Origin of the sequence: Paraburkholderia strydomiana, assembly GCF_046030495.1 — a bacterium.
GTDB classification, from domain to species: Bacteria; Pseudomonadota; Gammaproteobacteria; order Burkholderiales; family Burkholderiaceae; genus Paraburkholderia; species Paraburkholderia strydomiana_A.
This window is the reverse complement of sequence record NZ_JAQQCJ010000016.1, coordinates 116,277-130,103: the sequence shown is the minus strand read 5'-3', so window position 1 is coordinate 130,103 and position 13,827 is coordinate 116,277. Positions and strand designations below refer to the sequence as shown.

Sequence of the window (13,827 nt, the reverse complement as noted above, 5' to 3'; positions counted from 1 at the left end):
CGGTAGAGGCGGCACTCGTCGGATTCAGACTGGCGACGGCCGGCGCGCGCAGGTATAACGGCGGCCCGCGCGGGGTTCGCCGCGCGCATACAAGGGAGACTGATAAATGACAATTCCGCATCTTTGCCTGTTCATCGTGGCGCTGCTGCCTTTTCCGTGGACCATGCTGGCGAAAGTCAGCAAGCGTTACGACAACCGCGCGCCTCGCGCGTATCTCGCCGGTGTCGACGGCTGGCGCGCGCGGGCGCATGCGGCGCATCAGAACGCGTGGGAAGCGCTGGCGATGTTTACCGCGGCGATCGTCGTGGCCGGGCAGGCGGGCGGTCCGAACCCGTGGATCAACTGGCTGGCGATGACCTTCGTCGTCACGCGGGTGCTGCATGGCGTGCTCTATGTGGCGAATCTGGCGTCGCTTCGCTCGCTGGTCTGGTTCGTCGGCTTCGCGTGTGTGGTGTCGATGTTCTTCGTGTCAGCGGGATGAGCGTGCTTGGGGGCGAGGGGGGCGCGTCATCGTATCGCGCGAAGTGGCGCTGGTGGGGCCCGTCGCCACTGCCAGGGCGAGCAGGCGCCTGACTCGATGCTTACCTATGCGTCTGCCGCATCAATAAAGCAGAAAAATCAATTTGATTCATGGTGCGTCGCGGCATAAGATCGTTGCCATCCTTCTTTTTCGCTCTTCGCCGACGCTTCATGTCAGTCAAATCCATCACTTCGAAGTCCGTGCGGCGTGAGCATGGTCCGATAGCGGTCGTTGCCACGGTGACCTTGCTGACGGGGCTCGGCGCGGGTCTCGGCGGCATGTTGCTCGCATTGTTGCTGCACGGCATCCAGCACCTCGCCTACGGCTACAGCGTCACGCACGTGATCAGCGCCGAGAGTTTCCTGCAAGGCGTGACGGACGCGTCGCCCGAACGCCGCGTGCTGGTCCTGACGATTTGCGGACTGATCGCGGGGCTCGGCTGGTGGGCGCTGTATCGTTTCGGGCGGCCGCTGGTGAGCATTCGCGCGGCCATCAAATCCGACGAGCCGCAGATGCCGCTGGCGAGCACGACGATCCATGCACTGCTGCAGATCGTCACGGTCGCGCTGGGTTCGCCGCTTGGCCGCGAAGTCGCGCCGCGCGAGATCGGTTCGGCGCTGGCCGGATGGTTGTCGCGTCGTGCGGGTTTGTCGGTTGCGCAGAGCCGGATCATGGTGGCATGCGGCGCGGGGGCGGGGCTGGCCGCGGTCTACAACGTGCCGCTCGGCGGCGCGGTGTTCGTGCTCGAAGTCTTGCTCGGCAGTTTCGGATGGCCGGCGCTGGTGCCGGCCATCGTGAGTTCGTCGATCGCGGCGCTGGTGGCGCAACTGGGGCTGGGCAACGAGCATCAATACCTCGTTCCGTCGATGACCTTTGGTGTGTCGCTGGTGGCATGGTCCATCGTGTGCGGTCCGGTTTTCGGTGCGGCGGCGTGGTGCTTTACGGAACTGATGAAGCGCTCACGCGCCGCTGCGCCGAAGGACTGGCGCTTGCCCGTGTTGTCGGTGTTGAACTTCGCGATTGTCGGCGTGCTGGCGATGCATTTTCCGCAGCTGCTCGGCAATGGCAAAGGCCCCGCAGGACTCGCATTCGACGGCGGCCTGACGATCAGTCTCGCCGCGATGTTGCTGGTGCTGAAGGTCGTGATCACCGCGAGCAGTTTGCGCGCGGGCGCCGAGGGCGGCTTGCTGACGCCGGGCCTCGCCAATGGCGCGTTGCTCGCGATCGTGCTTGGCGGACTGTGGAGTCTGTTCTGGCCGGGCGCGCCGTTAGGCGCATTCGCAGTGGTGGGCGCAACGGCGTTTCTTGCTGCGTCGATGCAGATGCCGATTACGGCGGTGGTGCTCGTCTTCGAATTTACGCGCGTGAATCAGGAATTTTTGATTCCCGTGCTGTTTGCGGTCGGCGGTGCGCTGCTGGCTTTTCAGGCTTGCACGAAGTGGGCGCCGGCGTTGCAGTCTGGTTTGAGTTTCAACTGGGGTGGAGCGGGTAGAGGCGCGCGATAAAGCGGATTGCCTTCTGCGGCGACATTGGCGTGGTGCGATGTCGTCGCAAGAAGCGCGAAGGATGCAACCGCCTCTGCAAAACGACTCACGGCACGCACGCAAAAGGCATCGCCAAAAACAAAAAACCCCGCGAAGCACGAAGGCTCAACGGGGTGTCTCGTTTCACTTGAAGAGGGGTGGTGCCCAGGAGAGGACTCGAACCTCCACGGTGTTGCCACCGCTAGGACCTGAACCTAGTGCGTCTACCAATTCCGCCACCTGGGCACGTCTTCAAGCTAGACCGCTATTTTAGCAAGCTGATTCAGCGTGTCAATCCCTACTTCAAACAAACATCGCTTTATCAACCGCGCGGTTAAGTCGTGCAACGAAGCGATGCTCCACTACCCAACTACCGTCCTGCCAACTACGCAAACTGACCGCTCAAACGAGCGAATCGGACCACGTAGCTTCCTGCAAAAATTAGAGCCACCCGCAGGTGGCTCTAATTTTGAATCTGGTGCCCAAGAGAGGACTCGAACCTCCACAGTGTTGCCACCGCTAGGACCTGAACCTAGTGCGTCTACCAATTTCGCCACCTGGGCAGGTGATGAACAGCAAAGACCGCCATTATAGCGACAGATTAGGACCTGTCAAGCGTTTCTCCAAACTTGCTTAAACATCTCGCCCACGGGCCCGCACGCGCCTCCCGGCGAGCGTTGACGGACCGCGTGGCGCGCAAGACGGGTGTTAGAATGCCTCGCAGTAGTTCGTTGGCACGGTGCACACACGCCCGTCGACTCAGCCTTGAACGAGCCGGACCCGAGCAGTCTTTTCTGTGCATTTGCAGGTGCAATTCAAGCGCAACGCAAACGCTTCTTCAGCCGAGCTACATCGCCGACCGACGTCCATGCAACGAGAAAAAATCATCGACAAGCCCTTGAGCAAATTTCCGTATCCGATTCCAAGCCGCGAAGAAATTCTGGGCGTCCTGCGCACGAGTGAAACGCCGCTTGCTGCGAACGACATCGCCGAAGCCCTGTCGATCAAGCGACAGGAGCGCGAAGGATTTTTCAAGCGCTTAGGCGCGATGGAGCGCGACGGCCAGATCCGGCTCGACCAGCGCAATCTCTATCAGTTGACGCATCCGTCGAACTTCGTCGCGGGCCGTGTACAGGGTCATCGCGACGGCTTCGGTTTTCTGATTCGCGACGACGGCCAGGACGATCTGTTCCTGCCCACCGCCGAGATGCAGAAGGTCATGCACAACGACCGTGTGCTCGCGCGCATCGTCGGTTATGACCGGCGCGGCCGCCCGGAAGGGCATATCGTCGAAGTCACGGATCGCGCCAACAAGCGCGTGATCGGTCGCCTGCTCAACGAGAACGGCGCGCTGATCGTCGCGCCCGAAGACAAGCGCATCGGCCACGACATTCTGATCACGCAGAATACCAAGAAGGCCAAAGTCGGCCAGGTGGTGGTGGTCGAGCTGACCGATTTCCCGAGCCGTCATTCGCAGCCGCTCGGCCGCGTGGTGGAAGTGCTCGGCGATATCGACGACCCCGGCATGGAAATCGAAATCGCGGTGCGCAAGTACGGCGTGCCGCACGAGTTCAGCCCGGACGCGCTCGACGAAGCCTCGAAGCTGCCCGACGAAGTCCGTCCGGTCGACGCGCGTCACCGCATCGATCTGCGCGACGTGCCGCTCGTCACGATCGACGGCGAAGACGCCCGCGACTTCGACGACGCGGTGTACTGCGAACCGGTGCAGGTCGGCCGTGGCGAGGGCTTCCGCCTGATCGTCGCGATCGCGGACGTGTCGCACTACGTGCTGCCGAAGAGCGGGCTCGATGCCGACGCGATCGAACGCAGCACGTCGGTGTATTTCCCGCGCCGCGTGATTCCGATGTTGCCGGAGAAACTGTCGAACGGCTTGTGCTCGCTGAACCCGCACGTCGATCGTTGCGTGCTCGTGTGCGACATGATCGTCACCGCGCGTGGCGAAGTGAAGGCGTATCAGTTCTATCCCGGCGTGATGCATTCGGCCGCGCGTCTGACCTATACGGAAGTCGCCGCGGTGCTGAAAAACACCAAGGGTCCGGAGGCCGCGCGCCGCGCCGCATTGCTGCCGCAATTGCAGAATCTGTACGGCGTCTACAAGTCGCTGTTCGCGGCGCGCCAGAAACGCGGTGCGATCGACTTCGATACGACCGAGACGTACATCGTCTGCAACGCGCAGGGCAAGATCGAACAGATCGTGCCGCGCACCCGCAACGACGCGCACAAGCTGATCGAGGAATGCATGCTGGCCGCGAACGTCTGCGCGGCCGACTTCCTCAAACGCAACAAGCATGCGGGTCTGTTCCGCGTGCACGCCGGGCCGACCGCGGAAAAGCTCGAGAATCTGCGTACCTTCCTGCGCGGCATGGGCTTGACGCTCGCCGGCGGCGACACACCGCACGCGAGCGATTACGCCGCGCTGATGGCGCAGATCCGCGAACGGCCCGATGCGCAGATGCTGCAAACCATGCTGCTGCGCTCGATGCAGCAGGCGGTCTACAGCCCGGAGAACATCGGCCACTTCGGTCTTGCGTATGAGGCGTATGCGCACTTCACGAGCCCGATTCGCCGCTATCCCGATCTGCTCACGCACCGCGCGATCTACGCGATCCTGCAGGGCCGCAAGTATCAGCCGGAGCCGCCGCAAGGCGTCGAACTGAATACGGCGCTGTCGCCGCGCGCCCGCGCGATGCAGCAGGCCGACGACGAAAAGCGCGGCCGCCAGCGCGGCAACAACGTCGCGATCTGGGAAGAGCTCGGACTGCATTGCTCGGCCAACGAACGCCGCGCCGACGAAGCGTCGCGTGACGTCGAAGCATGGCTGAAGTGCTATTTCATGCGCGACAAGCTCGGCGAAGAGTATGGCGGCATGGTGAACGGCGTGACGTCGTTCGGCATTTTCGTGCAGCTCGATTCGCTCTTTATCGAAGGCCTCGTGCACGTGACCGAACTCGGCTCCGACTACTTCCAGTACGACGAGATCAAGAACGAGTTGCGCGGCGAGCGCACCGGCATTCGTTATCGTCTGTCGGATCGGGTGCGGGTGCAGGTGAGCCGCGTCGATCTCGACGCGCGCAAGATCGACTTCCGGCTCGTGCGCGACACGCCGATCAAGCCGCCCGCTGCGCGCGCGGCGCTGGCCGACAAGGGCGCCGGTGAGAGCGGCGGCGCGCGCGTGCGTTCGCTGCCGCCAGCCGAAGCCGGTGCGACGGCGCCGGGCGGCGCGCGGCGCAAGAAGGCCGCGCCCGCGCAAACCGTCGCGGTCAAGGAAGCGCGCGCGGCGCGTGGTGCGGCGAAGAAGCATGGCGCCGCGGCCAAAGCGGCGTCGAAACCGCAGGCACGCAAGAAGCGCTGAAGCGGTTTCACCGCCTGAACCGCGCGCATCGGGTACGTTCATACGTGCCGGTTGCGCGCGGTCTGCGTTTTATCGTGGCACGCAGGTAAGCGCACGAGCGCGCCAGGCAGGCAAAGTATTCACGCGAAGTACTCAGACTCGTATTCATCACAGCAGCGCGCGTTGCAATCGCGCTCAATCAAAGGTTGTTCAGTCATGGCACGTCTCAAGGTTTTATACGGTTTCCACGCAGTGACCGCGCGTATCCGGCACGATGCGTCGACGGTCGAAGATGTCTATTACGACGCGACGCGCAAAGACCGTCGCATGACCGAATTCCTGCACTCGGCGAAGGAAGCGGGCGTGCGTCTGATCGCCGCCGACGAAACGCGTCTGTGGGGCCTCGCGCACACCGAGCGTCACCAGGGCGTGGTGGCCCGCGCGGGCGACATGCCGCTCGCGCAGAACCTGGCCGAACTGCTCGACGGCATCAACGGTTCGCCGCTGATCCTGGTGCTGGACGGCGTGACCGATCCGCACAATCTCGGCGCCTGCCTGCGCGTGGCCGATGCGGCCGGTGCGCATGCGGTGATCGCGCCGCGTGATCGCGCGGTCGGTTTGAATGCGACCGCCGCGAAGGTCGCGAGCGGCGCGGCCGACACCGTGCCTTACATCACGGTGACGAATCTGGCGCGCGCGCTGCGCGAACTGAAGGACGCGGGCGTATGGGTCGTCGGCACGGCGGGCGAGGCCACCAAGAGCCTCTACGACACCGAACTCGACGGTCCGGTGGCGCTCGTGATGGGGGCCGAAGGCGAGGGCATGCGCCGCCTCACGCGCGACACCTGCGACGTGGTCATGCAGATTCCGATGGCGGGCACGGTCGAAAGCCTGAACGTCTCCGTGGCGTCGGGCGTGTGCCTGTTCGAAGCGGTGCGGCAGCGGGCGGTGAAGAAGTAATCGCCCGGCGCTCGCGCATCACTCCGGTAAACTAGCGGTTTTTATCGCTTTAACTGCTCGCCAGCCTCTCCCATGACCCAAGACGAACTCAAACAACTGGTCGGCCAGGCCGCCGCCGACTACGTGAACGCCAACGTGCCCGAAGGCGCGGTGATCGGCGTCGGCACCGGCTCGACCGCGAACTGCTTCATCGACGCGCTGGCCGCGAACAAGGCGCGCTATCGCGGCGCGGTGTCGAGTTCGCTCGCCACGACCGCGCGTTTGCAATCGCACGGCTTCAAGGTGCTCGACCTGAACGAAATCGATTCGCTGCCGGTATACGTGGACGGCGCCGACGAAATCGACGGCAGCGGCGCCATGATCAAGGGCGGGGGCGGCGCGCTGACGCGCGAAAAGATCGTGGCGTCGGTGTCGGACGTGTTCGTCTGCATCGCGGATGCGAGCAAGCTGGTCGACACGCTGGGCACCTTCCCGCTGCCGATCGAAGTGGTGCCGATGGCGCGCACCGCGATCGGCCGCCGCGTCACCGCGCTCGGCGGCGTGCCGGTGGTGCGTGTGACGAAAGAGGGCGTGCCGTTCATCACCGACAACGGCAATGAGATCATCGACGTCAAGGGGCTGCGCATCAGCGACCCGCGCACGCTGGAAACGCACATCAATGCGTGGCCGGGTGTGGTCACCGTGGGCCTGTTCGCGGGCCGTGGCGCGAACCTGTGCCTGCTCGGCACGGATACCGGCGTCGAGACGATCGAGTACCGCAAGGGCTGATCGACGGTCGTTCTGACATCGCGCGTGAACCTGCATTTTGCGGGTTTGCGCGCGATTCGCTTTTGTAAGCACCGTTGGCTCTGGCGCGCGGCCTGGCTGGTTGCCGTGCCGTCCGCTGCCGACATTGCGTTGCCGCAGACGTAAGCCGCGCATCGTTTCGCGCGTCGCTCCGTGAGACGCTATGTGAGTGTCCGATCGGTGCGCAATGTCCTGATCATTGCGGCGAGCACCGCGCCTCTGTCACACCCATCTCTTCAGCGACCAACGCCTCGAACCGGCTCTGCCCAGTCGGCGTACGCAGGCGCACCGCCATCATCCTTCCCGTCCGCGCGAACCCATGGCCCGAGGCCAGCCGCGTCCTTCGCCGCCGTATGCAACATCCCCGGCTTCGCATTGGCATACGAACATCCAGCCGATTATTCGCGCACTGTCGCGCGTCGAATGTGGGCGCGCGCACGCACAGTAATTAATGCGGCACATACACTCGTTGCTAGGCCCAAGAGGTGCTTTTTTCCCGACAGCTAGGAGAGGTCATGAAAGTGGCGATCGTGCACGACTGGCTCGTCGCAACCGGCAGTGCGGAGAAAGTGCTCGAGCAGATCATCGAGTGCTTTCCCGACGCGGACCTTTTCAGTCTGGTCGATTTTCTCGATGACCGCCGGCCGCTGCGCGGCAAGTCCGTCACGACGTCGTTCATTCAGCACCTGCCATTCGCACGGCGCCGCTATCGCGCGTATTTGCCGTTGATGCTGCGCGCCATCGGGCAGTTCGATCTCTCAGATTACGACCTGATTATTACGAGTTCGCGCATGCTCGCCAAGGGTGTGCCGGTGGGCCCGGGTCAGACGCATGTGAGTTACGTGCATTCGCCGATGAGCTATGCGTGGGATCTGCAGCACCAGTATCTGCGTGAAGCGAAGCTGACGCACGGGCCGAAGTCGTGGGCAGCCCGCACGTGGCTGCATTATCTGCGCAGTTGGGATACGCGTTCGACGAGCGGTGTCGACAGCCTGATTGCGAACTCGCATTGTGCGGCACGGCGCATGATGAAAACGTACCGGCGCGAGGCCGCGGTGATTCCGCCGCCCGTCGACGTGAACGAATTCGAAGTGCGTGCGCAAAAGGAAGATTTCTATCTGAGCGTGTCGCGCATGGCGTCGGACAAGCGACTCGATCTGATCGTCGAGACCTTCAATGCGACGCCGCAGCGCAAGCTGGTCGTCATCGGCGACGGGCCGCAGATAGCGGCGCTGCGCGCGAAAGCCGGGCCGAACGTGACGATCCTCGGGCATCAGCCGTTCGAGGTTCTGAGGGATTATCTGCAACGCGCGCGGGCCTTCGTATTCGCAGCCGAGGAAGATTTCGGCATCGTTCCGCTCGAAGCGCAGGCTTGCGGCACGCCGGTGATTGCCTTCGGCAAGGGCGACGCGCTGGACATGCTGACGCCGCTCGGCGACGCGCATCCCACCGGCATATATTTCGGATCCCAAACGGTCGTGTCGATGCGCGAGGCGATCGATCGCTTCGAACGGCTGCGTGAAGGCATCACACCGGCCGCTTGCCGCGCGAATGCCGAACGGTTTTCGGCAGCGGTGTTCCGGCGCGCGTTCATGGCCGAGGTCACCCGCACGATTGCCGCCGCCGGCATGCGTCAGCGCGTGGGAACGGTGGAGGTGGGCGAGCACGATCTGGAGACCGAAGACCTTGGATGGTCCGAGAAGCCTACATCCAGAAGTAACTGGGGGCCGTGATGCGCCTGGGCGGATTGTGCCGGGTGGTTCGGCACGATCCACAGCTGGCTAGGGGTATCTATTTATTCGCATATTGAGAAATTCGCAATATGCGAATAAATAGACTTTCGTCGTACCGCAGTAGGCCGCACATGGCCGTCCGGACTATGCCGTCCGACCGGCTATCGCTGTCAATCCGCTCCGTTTGGCCTTGCAGGTGAACGCGCATCTTCGACGCGCGGGTACGTGCGGGGGAAGACGATGTGGGTCATTTCAAAGAAGGCGTTGCTGGACTTTATAAAGCGACATCCGGGGTGCGCGCAGTGCGCTATTGACGTGGTAGTCGCTGGCGCAGGCTTACCTTGCGTGTGGCTATAACGACCTGAAGCAGACGTTCGCCAGTGTGGACCATGTGCCGCCGCAATACATCTTTTTCGATGTAGGCGCCAACCGGTTCAGGATCGTCGCGGCGATTCACTACAACAGGCTGTCGTTATTCGTTCGTCATGTATGACGCGTGCGGAGTACGACCTTTGGACGAGGAAGAATCTAAACTCATGAACGCCGATCGCCTTCCGGGACCTTTTCCCGACGTTGCCCAAACTTGGGTCGCGCTGCAAAACCAGTTGCCGATCACGCCTATTCGTACCGAAGAGGATTATCAGCAGATGGTGCGGCTCGCCAACTCGCTCGCCGATCAGCTGAACGGCAACGAGGAAGATCCGCTGGCCGATCTGTTCGCGATCGTCAAGGAGCTGGTCGCAAGCTGGGAAACGCACAATGTGACGATTCCCAAGGCAGAGCCACGCGAAGTATTGCGGCATCTGCTGGAGACCCACGGACTCAAGCAGAAGGATCTGATAGGAATCGCGTCGCCCACCGTCGTGAGCGATATTCTCGCGGGGCGGCGCGCCATCAGCAAGAAGGTGGCGAAGGCACTTGCCTTGCGTTTTCATATCGACGTCAGCGCGTTTCTGTGAAGATCGCGCAATGCCGGCTTCGTGCCGGGCGCGCTGTGGAGGATTAGCCGGCCGGCTCGCTCTTCGACCCGTTCCATCCGCGCGGTCGTCGGCGGGCTTGCAATCGTGCCTTTGGCATCGGCGCAACGGCAATGACGCGGCGACCGTTTGAGAGCGTGGATGAGTGCGCCGTGGCTCACGCCGGCGCAGCCGCTTGTGTCACCGCTTGTGTCACCGCTTGTGTCACCGCTTGTGTCGCCTATGCCGGCCCACGTCGCGGAACAGGTTCGTGGCGGCACGGCGGACATGCCGCTGGTACCGGCTCGGATTGAAAATGATAGGTGGGGGCACTCGCGCGAAGCGGATGCTTCGCTCAATCAGCGTATCGCTTCCTGCCACGCGCCGCGCATTGCGCGCAGGCCCACTCGCCATTTACGAAGCGCAAGCGCCACGCCGCCGTGTTCGAACGCCAGCGACAATGCACGCAGAAAGCCCGGGTCAGCGCGCTCGCCAATCAGCGTCGAGTAAGCGACGAACGCCCATCGCCCGTGCGGGCTCAGGTATTCGCACATGATGAGCCGGAGATTGAATGACGCGTTGTAGAAGGCCGCGTCGTTGAAAGCGGAGCGCGGGCCTTCGTCGCTGCGCTGCACGGGGAAGTGCTCGACCAGCAGCGACGGGTCATAGATCAGAGTCCAGCCGCGCCGTTGCACGTCCAGACTGAACGCCATCTCGCAGTGAGCTTGCGCGCCGTGGCCGCGTAAGCGCGAGTCGAACCGCAGCGCGCCGATCGCCTCACGGCGAAACGCCATGTTGACGCCTTTGAGTACCTGGACCCGGCGCGCTTCGCCATGGCCGATATGGTGGTTGCCGATGATCCGGCCATACCAGCGCACGAGGCCCACACGCGGCGTGTGACCCTGCAGGATGCCGTGGCGTTCATGCACGATGTCACGGCCGCCCAGGCCGCCGAGCGTGGGATCGTCGTTGAACGCGCGAGCGATGCGCGCGATCCAGTCGCTGTGCGGCGCGGCGTCGTCTTCGGTGAAGCAGAGCACATCGCCGCTCGCGCTTTCGATGCCGAGGTTGTACGCGGCAACCATTCCCGGCTTGCGCATCAGCACGACGAAGCGGCGCGGATCGGGCCGGTTGGCTTCGCGTGTGCGCAGCCAGTCGAGTGTGGCGTAGTCGTCGTGGCGCGCCACCACGATCACTTCGTCCGCGCGGCGCTCCTGCGCGTCGAGTGCGGCGAGGCAGCGGGCCAGGTCGGCCGTGCGCCGATGCGTCGGCACGATCACCGACACTTTCACGAACGGTTGCCGCACTGGCATGGTCAGAATGCGTTGCGGCCGACGAAGCCCTTGAAGATGGTGATGAACACGATCTTCATGTCGAACCAGAACGACCAGTTCTGAATGTAGAAGAGGTCGAACTTGACACGCGCTTCCATCTTTTCCACTTTGGTGGTGGCGCCGCGATAGCCGTTCACCTGAGCCCAGCCGGTGATGCCCGGCTTGATCCGGTAGCGGTGCATGTAGCCGTACACCTGATCCTTATAGAGATCGTCGTGTTCGACCGCATGCGGGCGCGGGCCGACCACCGACATCTGGCCGAGCAGCACGTTGAGGAACTGCGGCAGCTCGTCGAGACTGGTGCGGCGCATGAAGCCGCCGAGTTTCGTCACGCGCGCATCGTTGCGCGAAGCCTGGGTGACCTGGCCGTGCGTTTCGTGGTGAACGGTCATCGAGCGGAACTTGTAGATCCCGAACGGCTCGCCGTCGACACCCTTGCGCGTCTGGCGAAAGAACACGGGCCCCGGCGAGCCGAGCTTGATGCCGATCGCGAGCACGATGAACACCGGCGCGAGCACGAGCAGCGCGAGCGCCGCGAACAGACGGTCGAACATCAGCTTGGGCCACATCTGCGGCGGCGAGAAGGGCGTCGCGCTCAGATTGAGCGTGGGTAGTCCGACGACGTCGACGAGCGCGTGGTTGAACAGCGAGAGGCTGCGTACATCGGGAATGAAGCGCAGATTCACGAAGTCGTGTCTGAAGATATGCGTGAAGCGATAGATCGTATGTTCTTCGGAAAGCGGCAGCGCGAGCCACACTTCGCTGACGCGTTCGTTGCGCACCTTGCTGACGAACGCATCGAGATCGGTCAGCACCGGCAAGCGCTTCAGGCGCGTGCCATAGTTGGCGGCGCCTTCGATGCTGGTATCGAAGACGCACACCGGTTTGAAGCCGGCTTGCGGCGCATGTTCGAGATGCGCGAGCAGCGTACGCGAGAAGCCGGGCGCGCCGACGATCGCGACGGTGCGGAAATTCATCCCGCGTCGCCGCACGCTGCGCAACACCAGGTGCGTGATGCAGCGGGTGGCGATGATCATCGCGCCGGAGATCAGCGTCGAGTAACCGAACCACAGCCGCGACACCGCATCCATGCGATGCAGCGTGAACACCAGCACGAGGCCGGTGGCGACCACCACCAGCCACGCCGCCGAGATTCTCGCCAGCACTGGCGCCAAAGCCTTGCCGCGCCACGTTTCATACACGCCGAAGCCCGGAAACAACAGCAACACGAGCAGACAGTTGAAGGCGATCAGAAGACGCTCGGTGTCCGACAACTCGATCGGCGTCGAGAAGCGCAGCCAATGCCCGAGCACGCTTCCGGCAATCACGAAAATCGCATCGAGAACCCGTGTAGTATTCCTGAACATATTTTTCTTTATTCTGGTGATCGGGCGGCACCTTGCTTATTCGACGGTTTCGGCCTGGCGCAGGCGCGGCAGCAGACGGTCGAATTCGCGCTTGACGAGGCCGTAGCATTCGCATGCACGCGCTTCGAGGCCCTTGCGATCGAGCACCTTGATGTGGCCGCGGCTGTGATGAATCAGGCCTTCATCGTGCAGCTTGCCGGCGGCTTCGGTAATGCCTTCGCGGCGCACGCCGAGCATGTCGGCGATCAGTTGCTGGGTGACCGTCAGATCATTCGACGCGACGCGATCCACTTCGATCAGCAGCCAGCGGCACAGTTGCTTGTTCAGCGCGTGGTGGCGATTGCAGGCGGCAGTTTGCGCGACTTGCGTGAGCAGAGCGTGCATATACAGCAGCATCAGGCGGCGCAGGAAGTCCGAGCGGGCGAATTGCTGTTTGAGCGCCTGTGCGCTCATCCGGTAGGCGAAGCCGGCGCATTGCACCTGCACACGGTTCGGCATGGTTTCGCCGCCGGTGAGCACCGGTACGCCGGTCATGCCTTCGCGGCCGACCGCGGCGATTTCGACCGAGCTGCCGTCTTCCATCGTCGAGAGCATCGAGATGATCGCGGTGGTCGGGAAGTAGACGTGATGAATGCGTTGACCCGAGTCGCACAGCAACTGCTCTGTGCGCAGATGAACCAGTTCGAGATGGGGAGCTAGCGCTTGCCATTCGTGCGACGGCAATGCTCCAAGCAAGTGGTTACCGTGCAGATCGGATTGAAGTGTCAACATGATCGGTCCTCGCGTGAAAGTCGCGTTGAGGGCGGCTTTCTGTTTTTGATCCGATGTCCGCATCCGTGATGAAATCACACACTGCCTGGCGAGCAGTGAAGGATGGACAGACTCGGCCCCGTATTGGCCTGGTGCGTCGCCGCCGTTTTTGTGGACCCTGCTGCGGTGACGCTGCGTTGCGCTTAGCTATTAGCGAGGAGTGTGCCAACGCTACGCAAAGCGAGCGCTGGTGCGGCGCAGCGAACCAAACCTTAGCGGCGCGCGAAGCCAAATGTGACTTTTTGTTTCAAATCTGTACAACGCATCGCCTGGAGGTCCGCGTTTCGCGGGCTCCTTTCAAACGACCGAAGCCGTTGATGGTATTGGCCTGGAGCGTGTTGACGGGGTTCCCGGAGCAGGTGTCTCAGAGTTGAAGTCGCCCCACCACGCGCGTTGTGATGCGATGTCCGCGATGTGCCGGAATTGATTCAGATGTGTTCAACACGCTGCGTGCGCTGCCGCACGGAGTGCTTATCCGCAGGTCCG

At 63.0% G+C, this 13,827-nt stretch carries 11 protein-coding genes and 2 tRNA genes; 8 read left to right on the top strand and 5 right to left on the bottom strand.

Going from position 1 to position 13,827, the window contains the following annotated elements; all coding sequences use genetic code 11:
* Positions 1-106: 106 nt before the first annotated feature.
* Entirely contained in the window at positions 107-481 is a 375-nt protein-coding gene (locus tag PQQ53_RS21805; protein ID WP_408154320.1) for an MAPEG family protein, read from the top strand.
* A gap of 209 nt (positions 482-690) precedes the next feature.
* Positions 691-2,025: a chloride channel protein gene (locus PQQ53_RS21800; protein WP_408326074.1), complete on the top strand. Its 1,335-nt coding sequence runs from the start codon at positions 691-693 to the stop codon at positions 2,023-2,025.
* A 177-nt stretch (positions 2,026-2,202) separates the two neighbouring features.
* On the opposite strand, the gene PQQ53_RS21795 is transcribed toward PQQ53_RS21800, so the two are convergent.
* Positions 2,203-2,289, bottom strand: a tRNA-Leu gene (locus PQQ53_RS21795).
* A 230-nt stretch (positions 2,290-2,519) separates the two neighbouring features.
* A tRNA-Leu gene (locus PQQ53_RS21790) sits at positions 2,520-2,606 on the bottom strand.
* Positions 2,607-2,911: 305 nt separating this feature from the next.
* Here PQQ53_RS21790 and rnr point away from each other — a divergent pair.
* From rnr to PQQ53_RS21760, 6 genes are all read left to right on the top strand, one after another.
* The gene (gene rnr, locus PQQ53_RS21785) at positions 2,912-5,416 is read left to right on the top strand and encodes a ribonuclease R (RefSeq protein ID WP_408143020.1); all 2,505 of its coding nucleotides are present in this window, start codon (positions 2,912-2,914) and stop codon (positions 5,414-5,416) included.
* Positions 5,417-5,611: 195 nt separating this feature from the next.
* On the top strand, positions 5,612-6,355 hold the full coding sequence (gene rlmB, locus PQQ53_RS21780; protein WP_121319478.1) for a 23S rRNA (guanosine(2251)-2'-O)-methyltransferase RlmB: 744 nt from the start codon (positions 5,612-5,614) through the stop codon (positions 6,353-6,355).
* 72 nt (positions 6,356-6,427) lie between these two features.
* On the top strand, positions 6,428-7,123 hold the full coding sequence (rpiA, locus tag PQQ53_RS21775; protein WP_408143021.1) for a ribose-5-phosphate isomerase RpiA: 696 nt from the start codon (positions 6,428-6,430) through the stop codon (positions 7,121-7,123).
* Positions 7,124-7,656: 533 nt separating this feature from the next.
* A complete protein-coding gene (locus PQQ53_RS21770; protein WP_408154316.1) occupies positions 7,657-8,874 on the top strand; it encodes a glycosyltransferase family 4 protein in 1,218 nt (405 codons plus the stop codon).
* Between the two features lie 382 nt (positions 8,875-9,256).
* Complete coding sequence (locus tag PQQ53_RS21765; RefSeq protein WP_408326071.1) at positions 9,257-9,367, top strand: type II toxin-antitoxin system HigB family toxin; 111 nt, start codon at positions 9,257-9,259, stop codon at positions 9,365-9,367.
* 43 nt (positions 9,368-9,410) lie between these two features.
* Positions 9,411-9,833: a helix-turn-helix domain-containing protein gene (locus PQQ53_RS21760; RefSeq protein ID WP_408143024.1), complete on the top strand. Its 423-nt coding sequence runs from the start codon at positions 9,411-9,413 to the stop codon at positions 9,831-9,833.
* Positions 9,834-10,189: 356 nt separating this feature from the next.
* On the opposite strand, the gene PQQ53_RS21755 is transcribed toward PQQ53_RS21760, so the two are convergent.
* Genes PQQ53_RS21755 through PQQ53_RS21745 form a run of 3 tightly spaced genes read right to left on the bottom strand, consistent with a single transcriptional unit; the run spans position 10,190 to position 13,302 of the window.
* A complete protein-coding gene (locus PQQ53_RS21755; RefSeq protein WP_408154312.1) occupies positions 10,190-11,143 on the bottom strand; it encodes a glycosyltransferase family 2 protein in 954 nt (317 codons plus the stop codon).
* Between the two features lie 2 nt (positions 11,144-11,145).
* On the bottom strand, positions 11,146-12,531 hold the full coding sequence (locus PQQ53_RS21750) for an undecaprenyl-phosphate glucose phosphotransferase (protein ID WP_408143027.1): 1,386 nt from the start codon (positions 12,529-12,531) through the stop codon (positions 11,146-11,148).
* A 36-nt stretch (positions 12,532-12,567) separates the two neighbouring features.
* Positions 12,568-13,302, bottom strand: a complete 735-nt coding sequence (locus tag PQQ53_RS21745) for a Crp/Fnr family transcriptional regulator (protein WP_006048767.1) — start codon at positions 13,300-13,302, stop codon at positions 12,568-12,570.
* Positions 13,303-13,827: the final 525 nt, after the last annotated feature.